The sequence below is a fragment of the Chitinophaga qingshengii genome (assembly GCF_014529935.1).
In the GTDB taxonomy this organism is placed as follows: Bacteria; Bacteroidota; Bacteroidia; order Chitinophagales; family Chitinophagaceae; genus Chitinophaga; species Chitinophaga qingshengii.
The window spans coordinates 2,195,467-2,221,264 of sequence record NZ_JACVFC010000001.1; the positions used below are offsets into that span (position 1 = coordinate 2,195,467).

Genomic DNA, 25,798 nt, shown 5'->3' on the forward strand with positions numbered 1-25,798 from the left:
CTGCTGTTGATTCTACTAATAAACTATTTCTTCTGCGGCGCGCCCGGTGCGGGTGGCATTCCTATCTGTATCCGGCCGCTGTCGCGCAAACGCTGGAAGCCTTCTACAATCACTTTATCACCGGCCTGGATACCGTCCATGATTACGATCTTGTCGGCAATCTTCGGTCCGAGGTGTACTTTTTTCTGTACGGCGATGGTGTCTTTTGCGACGAACACGAAGAATTCTCCCATCTGTTCGGTCACTGCTTTATACGGCAGTATCAGGCGGTGTCCCGACTGCTCATTGAGTACCTGTAATACGCCGCTCATGCCATCTTTCAGCTGATTGGCAGGATTGCTGAATTCAATTCTCACTTTCACGGTGGCAGTCTGGTTATCTACCCCTCTGTCGATCGCCAGTATACGGCCTTCATGCTGGTACATGCTGCCATCCGGCAGTTGCAGGCGGAAGGTGGAATCGCCGGCTGCGATGCTTTTGCCCTGCATGGCCGCAAAGCGGGGAATATCTGTTTCGTTGATCACAAAGTCAACGGCGATCGGGTTTTCGCTGGAGAGCGTGTTCAACAAGGTAGTACCCGGACTTACCTGTGCCCCCAGCCTTACCTGGGAGATACCGATACGGCCGGTGAACGGTGCTTTTACGAGGGAATAGTCCAGGTCTGTCCGTACAGCCGCCAGGTTGGCTTCCGCGGCAGCGAGGGCGCTGCGGGTAGTTTCCAGCGTAGCTTCTGCATTGTCCAGTATCTGACGGGCTACCGCGTCCTGCTCGGCGAGGCGTTTGTAACGTTCGTCGTCTTTTTTTGCTCTGTTGTAATTGGCTTTGGCACTGGCGATATTGGCTTCTGCCTGCAGGTAGGCAGCCTGGTATTTGCGACGGTCTATTTCATACAGGGGTTTTCCTTGCTGCACAACTTCCCCGTCCTTGAAGAAGATACCGGTGATAAAACCAGCTACCTGGGAGCGCAGCTCCACGTTATTGAGGGCGGTGACGGTAGCGGGGAATTTATCATAATAAATGGCCGGCGCTTCGGATGCCTCCGTAATATTTACTGGTGTAGGAGGCAGGGCTGGCGCTCCTTTCTGGGCGGGTCCTTTACAGGCAGCGAAGCCCAACAAGCCGGTAGCGCTGATTAAGACAAAGTGGTTCATTTTTTTCATATCCGATCCGGTTACCATTTAATAATTTGCAGTTAAGGTTCCTAATGCTTTTTGCAGGTCTATCTTGCTGGACAGCACCTGGTACATAGCGTTGTAATAGCTCAGCTGCGCTGTGCGCAGGTCTGTTTCTGAAATCAGCACATCCAGGTACGTTTTGATGCCTTCCTTGTATTGCAGTTGCAGCATGTTATATACGTCCTGTGCCATCGCCACATTTTCTTTCAGTGTATTGAAGTCGTTCAGGTTACTTTTATAAGTGGCCATCGCCTGTGCATACTGTGTATTGATCTGGTTTTTCAGGGTGGTGAAATCGTAGTCGATCCGTTGCAGCTGCAGTTCAGCCATTTTGATATTGTGTATCCGTTTGCCGCCCTGGAAAATGGGGAGCGACAGTTTCAGCCCCAGCAGGGAGTTGGGATAGTCTGTACTGTACAACTTGCTGAAGGATTGGTTCTGCCAGGCGAAGTTGTAGTTTACAAATGCTGACACGGAAGGCAGGAAGCTCCATTTGTTGTATTGCAGGTTGGCTTTCTGCAGGCTCTGTTGCGTTTGCAGTTGTTGATATTCGATCCTGTTCTGATAGCTGGCGGTGAGGGTGGTATCTTCTCCGGTGACCAGTTGTGCCATCTGTGTGGTATCATATACCAGTGGTACGTTACCAACACTTTCAGGATAACCCATCAGTTGTTTCAGGTATACCTGTTTGGCGGCGAGCACTTCGCGGGCAGATTTCTGTTGTGCGCGGGCATTGTTCAGGGAGATAGTAGCGCGTTTAAAGTCGATCTTATCTACCGTACCACTTTCATACTGGTTACGCGCATCTTTGAGACTACGTTCCAGCCGGATGATATCTTCATCCAACACCTGTATCTGCTGGTTGGTCAGCAGAATGTCATAATACGCCTTGCTTACATCGGCCACCACGTCTATCTGGGTGCGGACGATATTCTGCCGGCTTTGTTTTCGTACATCCTTTGCCGTATTGGAGGCCAGCAGCAGGTCGCGGGTAAAGATATTCTGGTTCAGTCCAAAACCTGCGTTGGAGGTATTGGCCACACCTACCTTAGTGGGGTTGCCGCCAAAAATGGAGGTCGGCAGTTCCAGGTAATGCTGGATGTTATAATCCAGGTTGATCTGCGGATACCAGTCGGCCAGCTTGCTTTTGATGGTCCGGTCGGTGATGGCTTCATCAATACGGGACTGTTTCAGTACCGGTTGATGGGCCAGGGCATACCGGATACAATCCTGCAGCGTGGCGCTGGTTAAAACGGAATCAGCGGGCTGCTGCGCATACAAGTGTGGCGATAGTAGTAATCCACAGGCAGCAGCCAAAAAGTAAAATGCTCTTTTCATAAAAGGCTTTTGACATTCAGTTCTTCATTGTACCAATCATAAGCATGAGAAATCTGCCAACACACCTGTTACAGGGCGCTCATGCTCTATTATGCTAAAGATTTCCTCTGCACACAGTCATCTGATAAATAATGACCACGACGACGACACTGCAATTGCAGGAGAACAGGTAGGTTCGATAAATTGCTGCTTAATCAGTTAACACCGTGGCATAGCCCATCGGCAACAACAACAACGATAACAGCGAGTAGGTAGGGTAACAGCTGATCTGCTACTTAGGTAAAATTGAAATTGAGGCGCTAAGATAACTTTCTCTAAACAAAAATCCACCCAATGGGTGGATTTTAACAATTACTTGAATTTTCTTCTCCGGTTATCCTTTATTACGACCGCTGAAAATATGTTTCTCTGCGTGATAGGAAGATCTTACTAACGGTCCGGCTTCTACGTAGTCGAGTCCCATGTTGTAACCGATCTCGCGTAATTCGGCGAATTCGTCCGGATGAACGAAGCGAACCACCGGCAGGTGTTTGGGAGTAGGTTGCAGGTACTGGCCCAGGGTGACTACGTCACAACCGTTATCGTAGAGGTCCTGCATGGCTTGTACCACTTCTTCCCTGGTTTCTCCCAGTCCGAGCATGATACCGCTTTTGGTACGCATACCGCCTTCTTTCAGGCGACGGATCACTTCGAGGCTGCGGTGATATTTAGCTTGAATTCTTACCTGTTTGGTGAGCCTTTCCACCGTTTCCAGGTTATGGGAAACGATTTCGGGGGCTACATCGATAATACGCTGCAGATTTTCCCATTGGCCACGGAAGTCGGGAATAAGGGTTTCCATGGTGGTTTCGGGATTCAGGGCCCTTACGGCGTTGATGGTATTGGCCCAGATGATGGAACCGCCATCTTTCAGCTCGTCCCTGTCTACAGAGGTGATCACCGCATGTTTTACCTTCATGAGGTAAATCGCTTCGGCTACACGCTGTGGCTCATCGAAATCCACTGCTTCCGGGCGACCGGTAGCTACGGCACAGAAGCCACAGCTGCGGGTACAGATGTTACCCAGGATCATAAAAGTGGCTGTGCCGGCACCCCAGCATTCGCCCATATTGGGGCAGTTGCCGCTTTCGCAGATGGTATGTAATTTATGGGTATCTACCAGGTTTCTCACCTGTTTGTAGTTCTCGCCTATCGGTAATTTTACGCGCAGCCAGTCAGGCTTCTTCACTCTGGTGGTGGCCGGTTCTGCTGCTATAACGGGTAGTTCTTGCATCGCTGAATCCTTTCTTTTGAAAAAACAAAGTTAACACTTATCTCCTATTCCAGCGCTTACCAAATTGCAGGCTAACATATGCATTAAAAAAGAACTGTTTATCTTTCTGTTCTGCCATGATCTGTATCTTTTTTGAATACGCTTCGGCGTTTACCCCTACCTCTAAAGCGCTGACGATTTCATTGAAATGCGCCCAATCGAACCGGAGGCCGGCCCGGGCGTGTAAACCGGGTACAAAATCCAGGTCGCTCCATCCTTTGCCAAATCCGGCCGCGCCAATGATCCTGTCTTGTTTGAGGAAGTTATTATTGGGGTTATTAGGGTCATATTTCACGTCCCGCTCTACCCCATCCTGGCCTTTTACGTTGACATAATAAGGTTTGAGCAGCCCTACCGTAATGCCGCCATAGTAGATCGCATCCACTTCCACCCCGTTTTTATTGGCTTTGCCGCCAATCAGGTAACGCTGACCGATACCCAGCTTAGCCTGGTAGAAGTTATTGGCTTTCCCATAGATAAACGGACGTTCTGTGAAATAATAACCGCTGCTGTTGGCGCCCTGGCGCTTGGTTTCTTTAGGGTCTTTTTTCTCTGCAAATTCAAACTGGAAGTAATTCACCACTTTCCGGCTCTTGCGGTAGCCCATTTCCACAAAACCGGACCAGCCATCGGTATTTAGCCGGGCTCCTCCCGAAAAATCACGCTGGAAAAGATTCTCTCCTTCTTCCTGTTCCCTGAAAACGGCAATGCGTTTCAGCTTACGCTGTTCTTTTTCACTTTTTTTGGTAGAAGAAGTCATGGGCGTCCGGTTGGTTGTTTGCGCGAACAACCCGCCGCTGATGGTTGCTAAAAATAGGATGATGTATAATTTCTTCACAGTGAATGGGCTATTATTGTAATAAATAAACGCTTGGATAAAGGTATTGTTATATTAATATTACAAACGTACCTAATTTTTTTTGAGTTTGCCAGCGCATCTTCCCCCCTCTTCCCTATCTACTAAAAATACACTTATTTTACAGTGATATTAAACGGATAAAACATCTTCTAAAAATAAAAATTATGGCAACATCGGAAATAATTTATACCGGCGAGCTGAGAACATCTGCCACCCACCTGAAATCCGGCACTGTAATTGAAACCGACGCCCCGCTTGATAACCAGGGCAAAGGGGAACGTTTCTCCCCTACCGACCTGGTAGCTACCGCTCTGGGTTCCTGCATGCTCACCATCATGGGCATCAAGGCCAGAGACAGCCAGTGGAACATCGAGGGCACCAAAGTAAGCGTCACCAAGATAATGGGTACAGAACCCCGCCGTATTACAGGCATCACGGTTGTTTTTGACATGCCGGCCGGCCATAACCTCGGCGAAAAGGAAAGGACTATTCTGGAAAGAGCCGCCCACACCTGCCCGGTAGCGTACAGCCTCCATCCGGATATTAAACAGGACGTTACTTTTAACTGGTAATCACGCAAAGGCGCAAAGCAGCAAAGAGCGCAAAGATTATATAAGCGATAAAGGAAGCAAAGGGGAAGATCCAAATTTGATCTCCCCCTTTGCTTCCTTATTTTTACTCGATTCAATCCTTTGCGCTCTTTGCTGCTTTGCGCCTTTGCGTGACTACCTTTGCGAGAGAATCCGCGTTCCCACTGCGCATTCCAGGCAGCGCTTCTGCTCACAATACTGCTGTTTCAGTTCCAGCATGGCCTGGGTACCCAATGCCTGTCCGGCGGGTACGCCCAGCTGTTCCCATGCCCGTATAATATGATTGTCTTCCGGCGGCAGTTCCTGCAATAATGTCAACGCCAGTTCCTGGTAATCCGGCCTGTGCCAGCAGCGGCCATACAAATGCAGAAGCGGCAGTACGCTGTTGATCAATACGGCATGCAATGCCTGCCGTCCGGGCAGCCGGGTTTGTGCTACCAGGTGTTGAAACCGGTAATGACTGCGCCAATACGGCGACGGGTGTACGAAAAACAGCTGTTCCAGTTCCCGCCGGGCCGCCACATCGAGCATACCGGCAAACAGGCGCCGGTGGCGCTGCAGCAGGGCTGCCAGCGTGGCAATACGTATGGATGGGAAGGAAGGCGGCCGCATCCGCAACCAGCGCCAGCTGTGGGCAGGCAACGGTTCCAACCGGTGCTGCATTTGCAGCCGCCGGTATTCCCGCTGTAACTGTAAGGGATACACGTCGGAGAAAGTGTCTTCCAGCAGGCCTGCCTGACCAAACAACAGCGCCTCCGTAGCCAGCGGCTGGTCGAGGTACTGTTGTAATAAACGGTAGGGCAGCGACTGTGCCAGCGCCAGGAAAGCCGGCGCATTTACCGGTGCGCCGTAACTGCGGGCTACGGCCCAATAGCAGGTCTCTTCCCAGTCGTACCGGTTGAGCGACAGCCAATGCAGCAGCTCCTGCTGGCGCCGCTCCCAGCGTTGTGCCAGGAGCCTGTCCTGCCACGACGCCCACACCAGTGGCGGCACCCGGCCTGCATGGGCGCTACAGGGCACAAAAGCGGCCGACAGCCGCAGTTCTTCATAACGCTGCAGCAGCAGGTTGGAAATATAGGGCTGCAGCTCCAGGCAACGTATATACCCGCCTATCCCTGCCGGCAGGTCATGTACATACACCACATGCAGGATAATCTGCCCGTACTGCGCGTTGCCGGCATGACCATGGCGGTACCAGTCGGATGAGCGCAGGTGTAATTCCACCGGTCCTGCCCATAAAACAGTCCCTATTTTTATCCGGGCGCCGGTAAAATCCGGGCCGCTGTGATGATTATGTGTACCGGGATGAATGACCTGTATGGCTTCGCCGTTAGTGGTTACCAGGCCTTCCTGCCTGTACAGGCGGCACTTCCAGATATGCTGGAAAAGCGCTTCCGAGAGCGGGGGGGTCACATGCATAAGATATGGTTGGTTAGTCAAACAATGTCTCTAAAGATAACGAAACGCCCGCAGCCCGAAAATAAATTTGCCGGTCAAAATTTGGAAAATTGATAAAACTGCTGTTACCTTTGCACCCAGTTCTTAACATCACTTATCCAGAAAGGCGGAGGGACTTGGCCCTGCGATGCCTTAGCAACCTTTCCAGATCAGCATTTGATCGGGAAAAAGGTGCTAATTCCTGCCCCGGTGTACCGGGGAAAGATAAGTTGGCAGAGATAAATCTTCACCAGATATATAATTGATTCATAGCTCTTCCAACACCCGGAAGGGCTATTTTTTTGCCTTCTCCCCACCACTTCCTGGAAATAAGGTTGTTAAAATAGATTTTTAATGATTAAAGTTGCACGAAACTGCGTGACTATTTCGTGACATCATTAAAATTTTATTAACATGAAAACAGCGACACAACTGATTCATAGCATTCCGGTAGACGAACTGACAGGCGCCATTTCAGTGCCTATCTATCAAACGTCCACTTTCGTGCAGGAATCACCAGGCATTAATAAGGGTTTTGAATTTTCGCGGGCCAACAATCCCACGCGTAAAGTGCTGGAAGAGCTTATCTGTGGCCTGGAAGAAGGATATGCCGGCTTCGCCTTCGCCAGCGGCATGTCTGCCATCGACGCTGTATTAAAACTGCTGAAATCCGGCGATGAAATCATGGCCGTAGAAGATACCTATGGCGGCATCTTCCAGATCTTCAACCACATGTTTGAACGTTTTGGCATCAAAGTAAATTTTGTGGACACCAGCAACCTGGATAAAGTATTGGCCGCTATCACGCCCAATACCCGCATCATCTGGCTGGAATCCCCCACCAATCCTACTTTGCGCGTCTCTGATATTAAATCTATCAGCAAGATTGCCAAACAACATAATATCCTGCTGGCGGTAGACAATACCTTCAGCACCCCGCTGCTGCAGCAACCACTAACCCTGGGCGCCGATATCGTGATCCACAGCGCTTCCAAATACCTGGCAGGCCACTGCGATGTGATAGCCGGACTGGTAGTGGTGAATTCAAAACCACTGGCCGACCAGATACGGTATAACCAGAACATCTCCGGCAGCATCCTGAGCCCCTTTGAAGCCTGGCTGACTATTCGCGGCATTGAAACACTCTACCTCCGGTTTGAGAAACAATGCAGCAACGCCAGCGCCATCGCCAACTGGCTCGCGGCCCATCCTGCGGTGGACAAAGTGTTCTACCCCGGACTGGCCACGCATAAAAACCATCATATTGCCCGCAAACAGCAGAAAAACTACGGAGCGCTCGTCAGTTTCTCGCTCAAAGCAGATAATATAAAAAATGCAATCCGCATCGTGAACGCTACCAAGCTGTTCAAACTGGCGGAAAGCTTCGGCGGCGTGAAAAGTATGCTGGCCCACCCGGCCACTATGACTCACCGCACCATCCCGGAAGAATTCCGGAAAAAAACAGGCCTGCAGGACTCCTGTATACGCCTGTCTGTAGGGATCGAGGATGCGGAAGACCTCATCAACGACCTGAAACAAGCGCTGGATAAATTAAACCATCCGGCCGGCAAACAAATTACTGTTTTACAATAGCTGACAGCCGCTCCAACGGCTGCCAGCACCAACCAATTATGAACTAAAGTATGGAAAACAAGATCATCAATCTGGGTATTTTCGGTTTCGGCGTCGTAGGCCAGGGCCTGTACGAGGTATTGAACAGAACAAAAGGTATTAATGCAAGAATCAAAAAAATCTGTATTAAAGACCCCAACAAATCAAGACCTATCGACAGCAGCTATTTTACAACGGACAAAAATGAGATCCTTGAAGATCCTACTATTGACGTAGTGGTGGAACTCATCAACGATACTGAAGCTGCTTTCGATATTGTGAGCACCGCACTGCGCAACGGTAAAGCTGTTGTGAGCGCCAGCAAACGCATGATCGCGGAAAACCTGCCTGCCCTGTACGAACTGCAGTCAGCCAACAAAGTACCGTTCCTCTATGAAGCCTCCAGCTGCGCTTCCATTCCCATTATCCGCAACCTGGAAGAATACTACGATAACGACCTGCTCAACGCAGTAGAAGGTATCTGTAACGGCTCTACGAATTATATTCTCACTAAAATATTTGAAGAAAACCTCAGCTTCGAAACTGCCCTGCAACAGGCGCAGGACCTCGGCTTTGCGGAAACAGACCCCACCCTCGACATCGAAGGGTACGATCCGAAATTTAAACTGGTGATCCTGTTGCTGCATGCTTTCGGTACCTTCGTGAAACCGGAAGAAGTATACAACTTCGGTATCCATCACCTCAACGATTTCGATATCCAGTTTGCCAAACAACGCAACTGTACCGTGAAACTGATTGCGCAATGCCGCCGCCAGAACGGAAGCGTGTTTGCCTACGTACTGCCGCATCTCGTAAAAGAACATAACCTGTTGTACGATGTATACAACGAATACAACGGTATCCTCCTCGAGAGCGCGTTCACCGATAAACAGTTCTTCGTGGGTAAAGGCGCAGGCGGTACCGCTACCGGCAGCGCTGTACTGTCAGACATCTCCGCACTGCTGTACAACTACCGTTATGAATACAAAAAAATCAAGCAGAACAACCAGCCCAATTTCACCAACGATGTGAAACTGAAAGTATACCTGCGCTACAAAACACCCGATCAGGTAGACCTGGCCGAGTTCTTCAATATCTCTGAAAAATATGAATCACCGGAGTGGAGATATGTAGTAGGTACCATCAACCTGCAGAAACTGAAAGATGCAGGCTGGCTGAAAAAGAAAGACGTTAACCTGTTGGTCCTCGAATAAGATATTAGTGTATAGATGCACAACCAACCAATTGCAACAGGGCTGGCCGAAAAGGCCGGCCCTTTATGTTTGGGAAAAAACGGTTTATAGCCCGGAGGGTGCAATCCCTGTTCCCGGGGCTTCCGCCCTGGACTAAAATGTTAACCGTTACATCTGGTTCAGTTCTTCCACCACCTTACTAACCGGAAGTCCCATCACATTGTAAAAACAACCGTTGATACTATCGATGCCTACCGCGCCAATCCACTCCTGGATGGCATAAGCGCCGGCTTTATCGTAAGGTTTGAAGTTATCCACATAATACACCACCTGCTCGGTGGTCAGTGGTTTAAAATGTACTGTTGTTGTTTGGGAGAAAGCCTTTTCACTGCCATTCCAACGGATCACCACCCCGGTGATCACCCGGTGTTCACGGCCGCTGAGTGCGGAAAGGATACGCACGGCGTCGTTCCGGTCTTTGGGTTTGCCGATGATGGTGTCATCCAGTACCACTACCGTATCTGCGGCAATAACGATATCTTCCGGTTTGCACAACTGCATGACGGCGACGGCTTTCTGTTGGGCGATATGAACAGGAATCTGATCGATGGCCAATCCCGGGGGATAGGTTTCAGCTGTTTCCACCACTTTCACTTCAAAAGGGATGCCCGCCTGTTCCAACAATTGTTTTCTGCGGGGCGACTGGGAAGCCAGTACTACGGGAGCACCTTTATACATTTTGGAATTTTGAAATTTTGTGATTTAGATATTTTAATGTTACAAATAACATTTAAAAAATATCATGGATAAAATACCGGTCAGCATGATCAATTTCACTATAGAGCTGACTTTGTGGTAATGCTCCGGCAGATGTGCCTTCCGCAATAACATATACGCATATACGCAGGGCACCTGTACCAGCACCACCAGGTATACGATCGCAAGATACCAGCCCAGTAAAAACACCCTTACTTCCACCGCAATGATGGTGATCTGCAAGGCCAGCAGCAACATATTACACAGTCTTTTCGCCGCCAATACCCCCCAGAGGATGGGGATGGTGCGGCAACCGTCTTTACTGTCGCCGATCATATCTTCCAGGTCTTTCACCACCTCCCGTACCATAGAGATGATAAAGGCAAACAACGCATATACGCCGATGATCTGTATCAGTTTACGGCCGGAGGGCGACATAATCGCTTCAAAGCTCTCATAGATCTGTTTCTCATAAAAACCCACTACCGATACCGACAGGGCAGTCAGCAGGGAGATGATCACATTACCGATCAGTGCCTGCCGTTTAAAAGAAGTAGAGTAAAACCAGAGCAGCAACGAGCAGATCACCTGGGTAAAGCCGAGGTAAATCTGACCGGTTTTCCAGGCCACGATAAATCCCAGCGATACGCCGGCCATGTTCAGAATGGTGTGCCAGGCCATGGCCCAGCGGCGGCTGATGATTTTATCCAGCACCATTTTGTCCGGTTTATTGACAATATCGATGTTGATATCAAAATAATCATTGATAATATACCCGGCAGCGGCAATCAGCACCGTAGAGAGAGCCAGCAGCACGAATTGCGGTACGGAGAGCGAAGGCTCTTCACCTGTGCTGCGCAGTACCGGCGCCACCACGCAGTACTGCAAAAGAAACTGGGTAAGGGCAATATAAATGAGGTTGGGGTATCTCACCAGCTTAAAAAACGCAGCCCAGAGCTTCATAGTGTTCTGTTTATTATTTCGATGCAATGCCTTCGTCCATCAGCCAGTGATTATTGAGCTTAAGGACTTTTTCTATTACTTCCCGTACGCAGCCATGGCCGCCGGTAACGGGTGATATATACCGGGAGATACTTTTGATCTCGCTGGCAGCATCCGCCGGACAGGCAGGCAGGGCGACCAGTTGCATCACCTGGTAATCAGGGATATCGTCGCCCATATACAGTATTTCTTCCCAGGTGAGATCATGCTCAAACACATAATCCTGGAGTTTTTCCTTTTTATCGAGTATGCCGGTATAGATATCGGTGATACCCAGCCCCTGCAGTCTGCTGACCACACTCTCCGATTTTCCGCCGGAGATGATGACCACCCGGTATCCCTTTTTCACGGCCAGCTGTAAGGCGTAACCGTCCCTGATGTTCATTTTGCGCGACATTTCCCCGCCGGGCAATAACTGCAGCGTTCCATCCGTCAGTACGCCATCCACGTCCAGTACAAAAGTGGTGATAGGCTTGAATAAAGCTAATACGTTCATCCGGCAAAAGTAATTTATTTCTGGTGTAAGCGATAAATGGCTTCGCTCATCACATCGTATATCTTTCTAAGTTGGTCGTTTCCTGCCAGCAGGGTACGGTGCAATTCCATCGTTGTTTCATCGTTGCGGAGGGCCGGACCCGTTTGCACCGTTTCCGGGGAATATTTCTCCAGCCGGTCGAATGTCTCCTTAATAATAGGTTGCAGCAGGGAGAAATCGAGTTGCTCCCGGTCGCAATACGCTTTCGCTTCGGCAAACAGGTGGTTGGTGAAGTTATTACACAGCACTGCGGTGAAGTGGTATTTCAGGCGCTGTTCCGAATCGGTGATGGTGATATGGGAGGCAATGCTGCCGGCTACGGCCTGGAGGCGTTTCAGCACCTCGTCGTTGCCTGCTTCCAGCATAATGGGTATGGGCGGGTAGTTTTTCAGCTCTTTGCGGATAGATTGCAGCGGGTACAGTACCCCGGTGTTGACCGATATCCGGGAGATGGCGCTCAGCGGTACCGCGCCGGCGGTATGGGCCACGATGCGTTTGCCCAGGCGGAGCTGATCGTTCAGTTCCGGGATAGCCGCATCACTGACCGCCAGCAGGTATACATCTGCCTCCATATTAATATCCAGCAGATCGGTGGTGAAGGAGGCATTCAGCATTTCCGCCAGTTCCCGGGTGCGTTCCGCATCCCGGCCTACTACCTGGGTAATCTGGTGACCATGCAGTTTCAGCATCTGCCCGAAACAATGCGCCACATTTCCGGTTCCAATGATGACTATATCCATACGTTAAAATTACAAATTACGGTTTTTACCCATTACAGGCCTCAGATTATAAATTATAATTATCTATTCTTTATTAACATTTAATATATGATCTTCTTTCATGCGGGCTGGTCCATATGTAAAAGGAGGGCAGGTCTTCCATGTATTCGTGATTCATGATTGGTAATTCGTACTTTTACCTTAAAAGAGGCCTTATTTTTTATTTTGAAGGTACTTTTATATAATTGCAAAATCCTATTAGTATTTATTTTACGATTTTTTACGTATTTAGCAGCACATTAAAGAAGCATACATGGCAAAAAATTTAGTTATAGTGGAGTCCCCGGCAAAGGCCAAGACCATTGAAAAAATTCTGGGCAAGGACTTTGAAGTCAAATCCTGCTTCGGGCACATCCGTGACCTGGAGAAGGACGACATGGGGATAGACATTGAAAATAACTTCAAGCCTAAATATGTAATACCGGAAGATAAAGAAAAGGTAGTAAAAGATCTGAAGAAGCTGGCGAAGGAAACCGATGAGGTTTGGCTGGCAACGGATGAGGACCGTGAAGGGGAAGCCATTTCATGGCATTTGTGCGAGGTATTAGGCCTTGATCCGAAAGAAACCAAACGTATCGTCTTCCACGAAATCACCAAGCCTGCTATTGAAAATGCCGTACAACATCCGCGCAAGCTGGATATGGACCGCGTAAACGCCCAGCAGGCCCGCCGTATCCTGGACAGGATTGTGGGCTTCGAGCTTTCTCCTGTTTTATGGAGAAAAATGAGCATGCGTAATTCCCTTTCTGCCGGCCGTGTGCAATCTGTCGCTGTACGCCTCATCGTGGAAAGAGAGCGGGAAATCAACGGTTTCACCGCCGTGAGCACCTTTAAAGTAGAGGCATGGTTCACCGGAAAAGATATCAACGGAAAAAATATCTCCTTTAAAGCAGAAGGGCCTAATAAGTTTAAAACAGCGGAAGATGCGGAGAAATTCCTCAAAGACTGTGTAAAAGCAGTGTATTCCGTTAAAGATATACAGGTAAAACCCGGCAAAAAATCACCTGCCGCCCCTTTCACCACTTCTACCCTGCAACAGGAAGCCAGCCGCAAACTGGGATACAGCGTATCCAAAACCATGTTGCTGGCCCAGAAGCTGTATGAAAGCGGTTTTATCACCTATATGCGTACCGACTCCGTTAACCTGTCCGATACAGCGGTAACGGAAATCGAAAAAGCTATTAAAACCAGTTTCGGCGACCGTTATCACCAGTTCCGCAAATTCAAAAACAAAAACGAATCGGCCCAGGAAGCGCACGAAGCCATCCGTCCGACCTATATGGAAAACTCCACGGTAGACGACAGCGACACCCGCAAACTGTACGAACTGATCTGGAAACGTACCATCGCCAGCCAGATGGCAGACGCTGAACTGGAAAAAACCATCGCTAAAATCGCTATCTCCACCAATAATGAGGAGCTGACTGCCAGCGGTGAAGTATTAAAATTCGACGGCTTCCTGAAAGTATACATGGAAAGCCATGACGACGAAGATATCAACGAAGAGGATACACAGGAAGGGTCACTGCCGCCACTGGCCGTAAAACAAACGCTGGACCTGAAAGAAATGAAGGCCACCGAAAGGTTCTCCCGTCCTGCCCCCCGCTATACGGAGGCCAGCCTCGTAAAAAAGCTGGAAGAACTGGGCATCGGCCGCCCTTCTACCTACGCGCCTACCATCACCACCATCCAGAAAAGAGGATATGTGGAAAAACGCGATAAGGAAGGCATCAAAAGGGAATATCGCATCCTGGTCCTGAAAGCGGATAACATCACGCAACAGACCGACAGCGAAAATACCGGCGCCGAAAAATCCAAACTGTTCCCTACAGACCTGGGCATGATCGTGACCGATTTCCTCAACCAGTACTTCAATTCCGTGATGGACTACGGTTTCACCGCTAAAATTGAAGAAGAGTTCGATGAAATCGCCAATGGCAGGAAGGTATGGAATAAAATGCTGAAAGAGTTTTACAGCCCCTTCCATAAAGATGTGGAAAACACGCTGGAAAACGCTGAACGCGTAAAAGGCGAACGCCAGCTGGGCGTGGAAGAATCTACCGGCAAACCGATTGTGGCCCGTATGGGACGCTATGGCCCGATGATCCAGATCGGTAAAGTGGAAGATGAGGAAAAACCCCGCTTCGCCAAACTGAAAGCTACCCAAAGCATCGAAACCATCTCCCTGGAAGAAGCGATGGAGCTGTTCCGCCTGCCCCGTAACCTCGGACAGTTTGAGGATTCGGAGGTAGTCGTTAACATCGGCCGTTTCGGTCCGTATGCCCAGCATGATAAGAAGTTCTATTCCCTGAAAAAGGAAATGGACCCTTATACCGTAGAGCTGGACGAGGTAGCGCCGCTCATCGTGGAAAAAAGAGCCGCGAAAGATGAACGGACCATCAAAATATTTGAGAAAGAGAAAATCCAGATACTGAAAGGACCTTATGGTCCCTATATTAAACAGGGCCTGAAGAACTTCAAGATTCCGAAAGAGAAAATAGATACCGCTGCCGATCTGACCGTGGAAGAAGCCAAAGCCATCATCGAAGAAGCGAAGGCCAATCCGCCCAAGAAAAAAGCGCCGCCGCGGAAGAAGAAAGCTGAATAACCCGTAAGGGCCGTATTACAAATGCTTATGCACGAAAACAAGGAAATAAATGCATTGTTCCACCTGTTGGATGATCCGGACCAGGAAGTGTTCGATACCGTTGCCAGCAAAATTCTGCTGTATGGTAAAGAAATCATTCCCAACCTGGAGAATTTGTGGGAGAATACCGTTGATGAAGCCATCCAGGAAAGGATAGAACTGCTGATCCACCGGGTCCATTACCAGGACCTGCAGGCCGCCCTGCGTGCATGGAGCTTATCGGACTTACAGGACCTGATGCAGGGCGCTATTTTGGTAGCCCGGTACCAGTTCCCCGACCTGGCCCCCAGTCAGGTACTCAACGAAATAGAACGCATTAAACGCAATATCTGGCTGGAACTGAATAATTACCTGACGCCGCTGGAGAAGATCAATGTGCTTAACAGCATGATCTACAATTACTTCGGACTGAAAGGGGAAGAAGTGTCCTATCAGCGGAAAAATCAGTTTTTCATCAACCAGGTAATAGAATCGAAAAAAGGAAATCCCGTTACCAACGGGATCATCTACCAAAGCCTGTGTACCATGCTGGACCTGCCGGTGTATGCCGTCAATATTCCCCGGCAGTTTATCCTGGCTTATTTTGATACTTTTATCGATTTTGAAGAACCGGTAGAACCGGAAGACCAGCGCATCCTGTTTTTTATTGATCCCATACAGGGACAGATTTATACCCAGCAGGATGTGGATACTTACCTCAAAAGGGTATCTGTACCTTCTGTTCCGGCTTATTTCAAGCCTCAGTCCAACAAACGCATTATCCAGTTTCTGCTGGAAGAGCTGGGCAAATGTTTCCGGGATGATAAAGATGCCTATCGCCAGGATGAATTAAGCAACCTGGCTTCCATGCTCGAAGAATAAGATTTACGGATTTACGGATTTTTTGATTTACGGATTTCGGGGATTTATGCATTGTAGCTCCATACATTAGCAACCAGAATGCTTAAACCCCGAAATCAAGAAATTCGTAAATCAAAAAATTTTCAAATAAAAAAGCCGATTGCTAAGCAATCGGCTTTTTTATTCTTGCAAGAATTGATATTATATGGTAATAATAGTCGATTACTTAGCAGGAGTTGCAGCAGCAGCAGAATCAACAGCTGGAGTTGCAGCAGGAGCAGCAGCAGCAGCGGAATCAACAGCCGGAGTTGCAGCAGGAGCGTCAACAGCCGGAGCAGCGTTCATAGTGTCTTGTTTAGTAGCAGTAGAATCGTTAGCAGGAGTAGAACCACCGTTACAAGCTACGAAGAACATACCAGCAGCGATTGCGAATACAAATACTTTTTTCATTTTAAGTTTGTTTTATTTTTTAAAACCGCGGCAAAGGTATTGAATAATTTTAGAATACACAATCTATTCATTCCCTTTTTTCACGACTATTTTTTACGGAAAAAGATTTTTACCGGCACCCCACTGAAGTTAAAGTTGGTGCGGATCTGGTTTTCCAGGTAGTTTCTGTAAGGCGTTTTCACATCATCGGGCAGGTTACAGAAGAACGCAAATGCCGGCGTATGGGTAGGCAACTGCGTCACGTATTTAATACGGATAGGAATACCTCTCACCACCGGTGGGTGGTAAGCTTCGATAGCTTTCAGCATTACTTCATTGAGACGGGAAGTCTGTACTTTGCGCTGGCGGTTTTCATATACGTCCAGGGCCGCTTCGATAGCTTTGAAGATACGTTGCTTTTCAATCACGGAAGTGAAGATGATGGGCACATCAGAGAATGGAGCCAGGCGTTGTTTCAGTTCCTTTTCATAGTCACGGGCTGTGTTGGTGGCTTTTTCCACCAGGTCCCATTTATTAACCAGCACCACTACCCCTTTGCCTTTACGGGCAGCGAGGCTGAAGATGCTGAGGTCCTGTGCCGTGATACCTTTTTCGGCATCCAGCAGCAGCATTACCACATCAGCCTCATCTACCGCTTTGATGGCACGGATCACGGAGTAGAACTCCAGGTCTTCGTTTACCTTCTGTTTGCGGCGGATACCAGCTGTATCGATGAGGATAAAGTCTTTCTGGTACATATTGTACCGGGTATGAATAGTGTCGCGGGTAGTACCGGCGATATCAGATACGATGTTACGTTCAGTACCGATGAGGGCATTGAGCAGGGAAGATTTACCCACATTCGGCTGACCGATGATAGCAATTTTAGGCACATCAGGTTCCAGGCTGGGATCTTCCATATCGTCGGTGATATTGGAGACCACGTCATCGAGGAGTTCACCGGTACCGCTGCCGCTCATAGAAGAGAGGAAATAGGTTTTCTCGAAGCCCAGGCTGTAGAACTCGGTCGCTTCCAACTGACGTTGGGCGTTGTCTACCTTATTCACCACCAGGTATACCGGTTTGGAAGTACGGCGCAGCAGGTTAGCCACTTCTGAATCGAGGTCGGTGATGCCGGTCGTCACATCGGTCATAAAGATGAGCACGTTTGCTTCATCCATGGCCACTTTCGCCTGTTTGCGGATTTCCCGCTCAAAAACATCATCACTGTTGGTCACAAACCCGCCGGTATCGATCACGTTGAAGGATTTGCCGTTCCAGTCGGCAATACCGTATTGACGGTCGCGGGTAACACCGCTCTGATCGTCCACGATAGCCCGGCGCTGTTCCAGCAAACGGTTGAACAACGTTGATTTGCCCACATTTGGGCGGCCCACTATAGCTACTGTAAATCCAGCCATTGTATTATTTCAATTACTACTTTTAAAATTACGGACTAGTACCCATATTCTTTCAGGAACAAGTCATTATCGCGCCATTTCCCTCTTACTTTCACGAATAGTTCGAGGAATACCTTCCGTTCGATGAATTTTTCGATATCCTGTCTGGCCAGTGTTCCCAGCTCGCGGATAGATTTCCCTTTTTCCCCGAGGATGATGCCTTTCTGGGTATCGCGGGTAACGATGATCTCCGCCGTTATTTTCGTCAGTGTTTCCTTTTCCTGGAACTGGGTAACGATCACGGTGGTATGATAAGGGATTTCTTCTTCGAACAGCTGGAAGATTTTCTCCCGGATCATTTCTGCCACGAGAAAACGTGTAGACTTGTCCGTGAGTGTATCATCCGGGTAGAAAGCGTTTCCTTCCGGCAGCAGGGCTACGATTTCCTGCATCAGTTCCTTCAGGCCTTTTTGCTGGCGGGCAGAGATGGGTACCACTACTTTGGCTTTTCCCCAGGCGCGGGCTTTTTCCAGCAACGCGTCCATCTGCGCTTTCTCCAGGTTGTCCATTTTGTTGATGATGAGGATAGCCGGTACTTTGAGCCGCAGGGAGTCGAACAGTTCGAGGTTCTCTTCCAGCGAGTCTTTCGCGTCCATGATCAGCAGAGCCACGTCTGCATCTTCCAGGGCGGACTTCACCGCACTCATCATTTTTTCGTGCAGTTTGTATTTCGGGTCAATAATACCCGGGGTATCCGAGAATACGATTTGATAACCGGGCTCGGTGATGACACCGGTAATACGGTGCCGGGTGGTTTGCACTTTAGGGGATATAATAGCCAGCTTTTCGCCGATGATGGCGTTGAGCAAGGTACTTTTCCCCGCGTTGGGCTTACCGAATATGTTTACAAAACCTGCTTTGTGCATGACTATCTAATAAAGGCTTGTGCTGCTTTTTCTCTAACTCAAACTTACGGAAATGAAAAGAGCCGAATTTCTTCGGCTCTTTCTGGTCTCTTTTACCAGCGCTGACACGCTTTTTTTGTAGCGAGGAGCGGATTCGAACCACTGACCTTCGGGTTATGAGCCCGACGAGCTACCTCTGCTCTACCTCGCAATGAGGGTGCAAAGATAGCATTAATTTAATTCGTGCCAAAACTTTTTTCAAAAAACTTCAAAAAGCCAACCATAACTGGTTGGCTTTCATATTGGAATGCATGTATTTTTTAGAAGGGCAGATCATCGGCAGGTTGTTCCTCCACCAGTTCCTGTTCGGGAACAACCGGGACCTCTGCAGGAACAGGACGGCGTTTTTCGTCATCCTTACGGCTGAGCAGCTGTACCTGGAATACCCGTAAGCGGAGCGCTGCCGAGGGCTGGTCGGCACGGTTAATATAACCTTCCGCCCTGGGGCTGCCTTCCACAAACACCAGGGTACCCTGATGCAGGTGCGGCGCCAGCGTTTCCCGGTTCCATAAAGAGCATTCCACCCAGGTGGTACGTTCTTCCAGTACCCCTTCGCGGTTACGGAAACGTTCATTGACAGCCACCGGAAAATTGAGCACCACGTTGCCGTTCACTTCTTTCCTGACAACATCCCGGCCCAAATGGCCGATTAACTGAAGTTTAATCATCTCATAAAGATTTATGGTTAAAAATTGATACAAGATGATTGAGAGAAGTGTACAAGGAAATTACGCAATTTCACGCAAACACAGCTTTTTTGTTTTATTACGCTATCTTTGTGACTTCGCAGGAACATTGCGATTTATGGGGTGCCTTACTTTTCAGGCTGAGATCACACCCACAGAACCTGGACCAGGTAATGCTGGTTAGGAATTGGAAAACAGAAAACACACATATTAGAAATGAAACAGCTGATGTTGCTGGTGCTGCTATCTATAGCAGGCACTGTACACGCACAATCCCTGGTTACCGGTACTGTTACCAGTAAAACCAATGGTCAACCCCTGGAAGGCGTTACCATATCTGTGAATCAATCCGGCGCCGTAACAGACCGCCAGGGACATTACACTATTCATCCCCCTAAAAAAGGACATTATACGCTGCAAGCCAGTTATATCGGCTATAAATCATACAGCGTAAACCTGCAGGCTTCCAACGCCACACAGGTGACTGACATCGCCCTGGAAGAAACCGGTCTGCTTGTAAAACCGGTAGAGATCAGCAGTATCCGTGCCGGTAAAAACGCACCGTTCGTCAACAGTACCCTCACCGCCGCCGACATCAAAAAAGCCAACCTGGGCCAGGACCTGCCCCAGCTGCTGGACCAGCAACCTTCCGTAGTCACCAACTCAGATGCCGGTACCGGTATCGGCTATACGGGCATCCGGGTACGAGGTTCCGATATCACCCGTATCAACGTTACCGTGAACGGTATCCCGATCAACGATGCGGAATCACAAGGCACGTTCTTCGTCAACATGCCCGACTTCGCCTCCTCCGTCAGCAGCATAGAACTGCAACGCGGCGTAGGTACCTCCACCAATGGCGGGGCCGCTTTCGGAGCCACCCTCAACCTCAGCACCAACGAATACCGCGACAAAGCCTATGGTGAAATCAACAGCAGCTTCGGTTCGTTCAACAGCTGGAAAAACACGGTCAAAGCTGGTTCCGGCCTTATCAACGACCACTTCACCATCGATGCACGCCTGTCTAAAATCAGCTCCGACGGTTATATAGACCGCGCCAGCTCCGATCTGCGCTCATTCTACACCTCCGCTGCGTATATCTCCAAAAAGACAGCGCTGCGCCTCAACGTCTTCTCCGGCAAGGAAAAAACCTACCAAGCCTGGAACGGCGTACCCGAAGCACTGCTCAAAACCGACCGGACCTACAACTCCGCCGGCACCAAAAAACCAGGCGCTCCATACGACAATGAAACCGATAACTACCAACAGGACCACTACCAGCTGTTCCTGAACCAGGAAATCAATTCCAGCCTCAATTTCAACGTAGCCCTTCACCTTACCCGCGGCCGCGGCTACTATGAAAACTACAAAGACAAAAGAGCACTGGCCGATTATGGTCTGCCTCCCTACGAACATAACGGCATCCGCATAGATACCACCGACCTCGTGCAACAGCTCTGGCTGAGCAACTATTTCTACGGCGGCATCTTCTCCGTGAACCGTACCGGCAACAAATTCAACTGGAGCCTGGGCGGCGGCTGGAACCGCTATACCGGCGATCACTACGGCAAAGTAATATGGGCAGCAGCCGGTATCGATAAAGACCACGAATACTACCGCTACCCCGCCGATAAAAATGATTTCAATATCTACTGGAAAGGAGAATATAAACTGACAGAAGCCCTGCGCCTCTTCGGTGAACTGCAATACCGCAACATCGCGTATAATATGAACGGCTTTGAAGCAGCGCCCACATACATGCCACATGTGAACTACAACTTCTTTAATCCGAAAGCAGGTATCTCTTATTATTTAAATCCCATGAGCCGGGTGTTCGCCTCTATCGCGGTGTCGCATAAAGAACCCAACCGCGTTGACTTTGAATCCAACTACGGCGTATCCCGGCCTACACCGGAAATACTCCGCGACGTAGAAGCCGGCTACTCCTGGAGCAACCACATCGCTTCGCTGCAGGCCAATGTGTACTACATGAACTACAAAAATCAACTGGTACAAACCGGTATGCTCACCGACGTAGGCGCCTATGTACGCACCAACATTCCGAAGAGCTATCGTGCAGGCGTTGAAGTGAGTGGCAACGTAAAACTGGGTAATATCTTCTCCATCGCCGCCAACGCCGCACTCAGTCAGAATAAAGTGCTGGACTACAACGCCATCACCTACGACGGCGACGGTACCGTTCACACACAGCACTTCAACAGAACAGATATTTCCTTCTCCCCCGCCTTCATAGGCGGATACACCCTGACAGCCCGTGCGCTGAAAGGTCTTACCGTAGATCTGATCGGGAAATATGTCAGCCGCCAGTACCTGGATAATACTTCCAGTAAAACAGCCAGTCTCAATCCGTATTATGTGAATAACCTGCGGTTTAATTACGTAGTACCGCAACCGTTATTCCGCGAGCTGGGTGTGCAACTGTTACTGAATAATATTTTCAATGCGAAGTATGAGCCGAATGGTAGTACGTATAGTGCTTATGATCTGGCGCAGCAGAAAGTGGTGTATGATACTTATTATTATCCTATGGCAGGGTTTAATTGTTTTGTGGGAGTGAATGTAGGGTTTTAAGCGAAGAATATAAAAGTAAAACGGGCATCCTCTGTTTGTAAGGATGTCCGTTTTTTATAGGTAGTACTAATTCTTATCGTTTACTATTTGTCACCTCGCAATAAAAGCTCTTTTCTACGATAGTGTCCTTAGTTAAGATACGGCCATAGTATTCATATCCCTTCTTAAAGGTAGTTTCGTTATAGTTCACATGTACCCAGCTTCGATTGGTTAATTTATTCCGTAAAAGAATACAAGCAGTTCTGCAATTATTCTCCGCTATTCTAAGCATAACTTGGACAGTGTCTCTATCCGATGGTAAAGGTAATCGATAACTCGCCCAATTAATTGAAGATGTGTTTTTTTGTACCTTGGTTGTATTATAGTAGATACCATTGATATAGGTGGACACAGTAATAACCGACATATTCCCACTACTGTTTTCTAAATACACATTTACATAATCGACCCGTCGGCATCCCACTATAAACAAACCCAGAATAATGAAAGCTAAAGTACCTTTATGCATATTACGTAGCTTAAGATTTATCAATTATTCACAATTAAGGGTATTCTCTGTCCTACAGAAGTATTCTTCCTGTATGGTTCCTTGTTTGTGGATGTATGAAAAAACCAATTGTTTGAATTTACTACACTTCGTTGGCTATTGCCACCCTGATTTAGCACGCCATTCTTTGCCATGTTATACATCGTCAAGATTTGAAGAGAGGTAAACCTATATCTTTCCTGGTCATAACTCATAAAGTTACCTGAGCCATTTTCTTTATGTTCCAATCCCAAATTGTGTCCTATTTCATGGACACCGCTCTGAATCATAAAGCGCATATTTGAGCTTTTTTCGATATATCCAATTTTGCCTTGCGACAAAGCAATCCCACCTGCTTCTCCACCGCCCAATTTCGGATCAGCTTTTCCTGTCACGTCACCAACAACCACCAAAAGGTGGTCGGAGGAGGACACATCGTCCATGCTATTAGCTACTGAAAATTGTGCATCAATTTTCCAAATTTCAGTGTTACCATCTACTACATTACTAGTACTCTTTTTATTTAGCGTACTGTTAATCCCTTCTGCCAAGTCTCCCGTTCCACTCCTGCAATTGCAACCACCACCTACTTTTACCCCTGCTAAATCGAGCACTTTGCCTCGAACGTGCAAGGTATTCGTTGTAGTTGTTGTTCCATCTGCATTTGTAACTTTTTTAGTGGTAGTCCAGGCACTGTCTCCATTAATATCAATATTTGAAATCGGATTATTCAGGGCATATTGGTATCCTGACAAAGAATTGTACTTTTCCGCAAACCTATCCTGTGTGAAAAACCGGCCAATCTGCGCATCATACATCCTCGCTCCATAGTCATACCATCCCAGCCCTGAACCATCTCTGAATTCTTTAGACTGTAATTCTTTTCCATTATACTTGAAGCTATTTTCCGGATAGCCAGATCCTTTCAACGCATTCGAACTAATCCCCGCCATCGTCAATCCAAACGGATAATAATGCGTTTCTTCTATCACCGGTCCGCCATCATGCACCACCATCAGATTATCAAAGAACACCTCCTGGGTACTTTCATTACTGGTATAAACATACAAAAATCCACTCTTTTTAACGACCATCTTATCCTGCGAAAGTGTTTGCAGCTGATCCGGCTCTGCTTTCACCTGCTTTACACCGCTGTTCTCCTCCACCATTTTGAATTGATCATCAAACAGTATGTAGTTTAGATAGGCCCTAGGCTTTTCTGATGGCTGATCCGGATTCTTTTCTTTCAACTGACGGTAATCATGATTGTAGAAATTGATATTAAACGGTGTACCGTTTGAAGCCACCGGTGCGCCATGCGTTGCATCAGCTGTGACAGTACCGCCAAATGTCGCAACCAGGTCGGCCACCATATTCTCTGCCGGAACAACCGGGTTGTTCTTATTAACCGGACCGTTGGATTTATAAAATGCCTTGCTGCTAACTTGGATCGTATCTCCAGCCATTACCCGCAGTACCAGGGAAGGTCCGATCTTTTTACCAGTACCCGTTGCCGTTAGTTTGGCAACAGACTCGTTTTTACCGGCACTTTCATCTGTAGGATAACCTACCGGTTTGGCTGAACGGGTGTTATCAACATTACTGAACAAAGCGGTTTCTTTTGTCGCCACCGGCATTTCCATGGTAGCTGCATAGATAGTAACATCGTTCTTTTCTGTCAGCACCAAGCGGGTATTGCCCAGGTGATCTTTGACAAAATAATCATAGATATACATGGGGGGCTGGTTGTTCTTGTGCACCAGTCGCAGCCGCCCTTCTTCGTGAGCAGCAAATTGCAAGGTATCATTTTGGTAGACGAACCCATTGATATAATCTGTGGTGGTTACTTTAGTAGCTCCGCCGGTATTATCGGTAACCGTCTTTTTTAATTTGTTACCTGTAGCATCATACTGATAGCGGATAATACCCTTACCCTCAATTGTAATAACTGTAGGGAGATTCAGGTGATTATAAGCGATGGACGCGATACCTTTGTTCAGGTCCTGTACCAGGTTACCCATTTCATCATAGTTATAATCATCACCAGCATTGGCACCGTTTTTAAAATCGCCCAAAGGAGAAACTACTGCGCTGGAATCATAAACGGCAGACAGTTTATTACTGTTAGGGCGATAGGTATAAGCCAACCGGTCTATCTGTGATTTGTTTACACCATCCATACCCCACTGACTCATTTTATTGATATTACCATTGGCGTCATAGGTAATCCAGTTTGTAGAGAAATCCATATTGTCCTTAGTCCAGGTAGCACCGGAGGTGTTCTGTTGACTGAAATTGGCACTCACTAACCGATTAACCCCATCATAATTATAACCGTACGCACGCGGCTTGGGATCATTCCAGCCTTTCCAGCGGATACCGGAAATATTGCCATTAAAGGTACTATCTGTAAAACCATAGTCATGTTTCAGTTCCTGGCCGAAATGAGAGTTGGCAACACCTCCATTCAGATAATCCTTGTTGATACTCCGCAACCATCCGCGAATATTATATTCATAGGAAAGTATTTCCAGTGGAACACCACTTGCATTCACACCCAACTGCTTTGTCTTTAACTGGCCCAGTTCATCGTAGTCATTCAGCGCAACGGTTCTTTGAAGATTATCCTGATCATTGAATCTCTTCTTTATACTCAGCAGGCGACCAGCGTCCGAATATGCCATGGTGGTGAGTATGGTAGTTTGCGGTGTAGCGCCACTACGCGGATTCTTGTGCCGCAGGTAAGTACTCAACACCTTACCATTAAAGTCATATCCCGTGGTAACAATATCCTGACCTCCGGAAACATTGTCGCTGATGACTTGTGACACCCGGCCTTTGTCGTTATAATAAGTGGTAGTGGTGAGCCAGGTATCTGTATCCAAAATACGGACGCGTGTTCCTGTTACCAGTCCCTTTGTCAGGTTGCTTTTACTCACTGCTTCAAAATAGCTGCCGGTAGCGTCAGGCTTAGTAAAATCGTCGGTAACCGCTGCCTGTACACCCGGAAAATCATATTTATCGTAGAACATGTAGGTGAGCGGTGTCAGCTGTGATGCCTGAATATTCGGTAGCGGATTGTTTACCGTTATATTAATTACATCGGTACCGGGACCGGTATTAATT

Annotated in this window: 20 protein-coding genes, 1 tRNA gene and 1 riboswitch; of the genes, 6 read left to right on the forward strand and 15 right to left on the reverse strand. The window is 48.2% G+C overall.

Translation table 11 applies throughout. From position 1 onward, the window contains the following. Positions 1–23 precede the first annotated feature (23 nt). From ICL07_RS08340 to ICL07_RS08355, 4 genes are all read right to left on the reverse strand, one after another. Positions 24–1,160 carry an efflux RND transporter periplasmic adaptor subunit gene (locus tag ICL07_RS08340; protein WP_188087459.1) on the reverse strand — a complete coding sequence of 379 codons (1,137 nt, stop codon included), beginning with the start codon at positions 1,158–1,160 and terminating at the stop codon, positions 24–26. 18 nt (positions 1,161–1,178) lie between these two features. Next, positions 1,179–2,513, reverse strand: coding sequence for a TolC family protein (locus tag ICL07_RS08345; RefSeq protein WP_188087460.1), 1,335 nt, complete (start codon positions 2,511–2,513; stop codon positions 1,179–1,181). A 373-nt stretch (positions 2,514–2,886) separates the two neighbouring features. After that, entirely contained in the window at positions 2,887–3,786 is a 900-nt protein-coding gene (gene lipA / locus ICL07_RS08350; RefSeq protein WP_188087461.1) for a lipoyl synthase, read from the reverse strand. Between the two features lie 37 nt (positions 3,787–3,823). Continuing rightward, entirely contained in the window at positions 3,824–4,663 is an 840-nt protein-coding gene (locus tag ICL07_RS08355; protein ID WP_188087462.1) for a hypothetical protein, read from the reverse strand. A gap of 185 nt (positions 4,664–4,848) precedes the next feature. Between ICL07_RS08355 and ICL07_RS08360 the strand changes: the two genes are divergently transcribed. Then, positions 4,849–5,256: an OsmC family protein gene (locus tag ICL07_RS08360; RefSeq protein WP_188087463.1), complete on the forward strand. Its 408-nt coding sequence runs from the start codon at positions 4,849–4,851 to the stop codon at positions 5,254–5,256. A 153-nt stretch (positions 5,257–5,409) separates the two neighbouring features. Here the strand turns inward: ICL07_RS08360 and ICL07_RS08365 are convergent, their stop codons facing one another. Further along, positions 5,410–6,693, reverse strand: a complete 1,284-nt coding sequence (locus ICL07_RS08365; protein WP_188087464.1) for a DUF2851 family protein — start codon at positions 6,691–6,693, stop codon at positions 5,410–5,412. A gap of 130 nt (positions 6,694–6,823) precedes the next feature. Then, a riboswitch (SAM riboswitch) is annotated at positions 6,824–6,943 on the forward strand. 182 nt (positions 6,944–7,125) lie between these two features. On the opposite strand from ICL07_RS08365, the gene ICL07_RS08370 reads away from it, so the two are divergent. Together ICL07_RS08370 and ICL07_RS08375 are read left to right on the forward strand one after the other, a co-directional pair. Further along, a complete protein-coding gene (locus ICL07_RS08370) occupies positions 7,126–8,304 on the forward strand; it encodes a trans-sulfuration enzyme family protein (protein WP_188087465.1) in 1,179 nt (392 codons plus the stop codon). A gap of 50 nt (positions 8,305–8,354) precedes the next feature. After that, positions 8,355–9,536, forward strand: a complete 1,182-nt coding sequence (locus tag ICL07_RS08375) for a homoserine dehydrogenase (protein ID WP_188087466.1) — start codon at positions 8,355–8,357, stop codon at positions 9,534–9,536. A 147-nt stretch (positions 9,537–9,683) separates the two neighbouring features. Here ICL07_RS08375 and ICL07_RS08380 read toward each other — a convergent pair whose 3' ends face one another. The 4 genes from ICL07_RS08380 to ICL07_RS08395 are packed head-to-tail and all read right to left on the reverse strand — an operon-like array spanning position 9,684 to position 12,548. Beyond that, positions 9,684–10,253, reverse strand: coding sequence for a Maf family protein (locus tag ICL07_RS08380; RefSeq protein WP_188087467.1), 570 nt, complete (start codon positions 10,251–10,253; stop codon positions 9,684–9,686). Positions 10,254–10,292: 39 nt separating this feature from the next. Further along, positions 10,293–11,261, reverse strand: coding sequence for a geranylgeranylglycerol-phosphate geranylgeranyltransferase (locus tag ICL07_RS08385; RefSeq protein WP_281389460.1), 969 nt, complete (start codon positions 11,259–11,261; stop codon positions 10,293–10,295). Further along, positions 11,248–11,769 (reverse strand): KdsC family phosphatase, encoded by a 522-nt coding sequence (locus ICL07_RS08390; RefSeq protein ID WP_188087469.1) that lies wholly within the window; start codon positions 11,767–11,769, stop codon positions 11,248–11,250. Before ICL07_RS08390 ends, ICL07_RS08385 begins: the two co-directional genes overlap by 14 nt. Positions 11,770–11,783: 14 nt before the next feature. Continuing rightward, on the reverse strand, positions 11,784–12,548 hold the full coding sequence (locus tag ICL07_RS08395; protein WP_188087470.1) for a Rossmann-like and DUF2520 domain-containing protein: 765 nt from the start codon (positions 12,546–12,548) through the stop codon (positions 11,784–11,786). 292 nt (positions 12,549–12,840) lie between these two features. Between ICL07_RS08395 and topA the strand changes: the two genes are divergently transcribed. Both topA and ICL07_RS08405 read left to right on the forward strand, forming a co-directional pair. Beyond that, positions 12,841–15,195, forward strand: coding sequence for a type I DNA topoisomerase (topA, locus tag ICL07_RS08400; RefSeq protein ID WP_188087471.1), 2,355 nt, complete (start codon positions 12,841–12,843; stop codon positions 15,193–15,195). Between the two features lie 27 nt (positions 15,196–15,222). After that, positions 15,223–16,095, forward strand: coding sequence for a transglutaminase-like domain-containing protein (locus ICL07_RS08405; RefSeq protein WP_188087472.1), 873 nt, complete (start codon positions 15,223–15,225; stop codon positions 16,093–16,095). A gap of 201 nt (positions 16,096–16,296) precedes the next feature. On the opposite strand, the gene ICL07_RS08410 is transcribed toward ICL07_RS08405, so the two are convergent. From ICL07_RS08410 to ICL07_RS08430, 5 genes are all read right to left on the reverse strand, one after another. Then, positions 16,297–16,524, reverse strand: a complete 228-nt coding sequence (locus ICL07_RS08410; RefSeq protein ID WP_188087473.1) for a hypothetical protein — start codon at positions 16,522–16,524, stop codon at positions 16,297–16,299. Between the two features lie 86 nt (positions 16,525–16,610). Next, complete coding sequence (gene der, locus ICL07_RS08415; RefSeq protein ID WP_188087474.1) at positions 16,611–17,924, reverse strand: ribosome biogenesis GTPase Der; 1,314 nt, start codon at positions 17,922–17,924, stop codon at positions 16,611–16,613. Between the two features lie 35 nt (positions 17,925–17,959). After that, positions 17,960–18,829 (reverse strand): GTPase Era, encoded by an 870-nt coding sequence (era, locus tag ICL07_RS08420; protein ID WP_188087475.1) that lies wholly within the window; start codon positions 18,827–18,829, stop codon positions 17,960–17,962. A 118-nt stretch (positions 18,830–18,947) separates the two neighbouring features. Then, a tRNA-Met gene (locus ICL07_RS08425) sits at positions 18,948–19,019 on the reverse strand. Between the two features lie 109 nt (positions 19,020–19,128). Further along, positions 19,129–19,536, reverse strand: coding sequence for a single-stranded DNA-binding protein (locus ICL07_RS08430; RefSeq protein ID WP_188087476.1), 408 nt, complete (start codon positions 19,534–19,536; stop codon positions 19,129–19,131). Positions 19,537–19,770: 234 nt separating this feature from the next. Here ICL07_RS08430 and ICL07_RS08435 point away from each other — a divergent pair, with 234 nt between their 5' ends. Beyond that, on the forward strand, positions 19,771–22,146 hold the full coding sequence (locus tag ICL07_RS08435) for a TonB-dependent receptor (RefSeq protein ID WP_188087477.1): 2,376 nt from the start codon (positions 19,771–19,773) through the stop codon (positions 22,144–22,146). A gap of 528 nt (positions 22,147–22,674) precedes the next feature. Here the strand turns inward: ICL07_RS08435 and ICL07_RS08440 are convergent. Then, positions 22,675–25,704, reverse strand: a complete 3,030-nt coding sequence (locus ICL07_RS08440; protein ID WP_223151778.1) for an RHS repeat-associated core domain-containing protein — start codon at positions 25,702–25,704, stop codon at positions 22,675–22,677. Between the last annotated feature and the right edge of the window lie 94 nt (positions 25,705–25,798).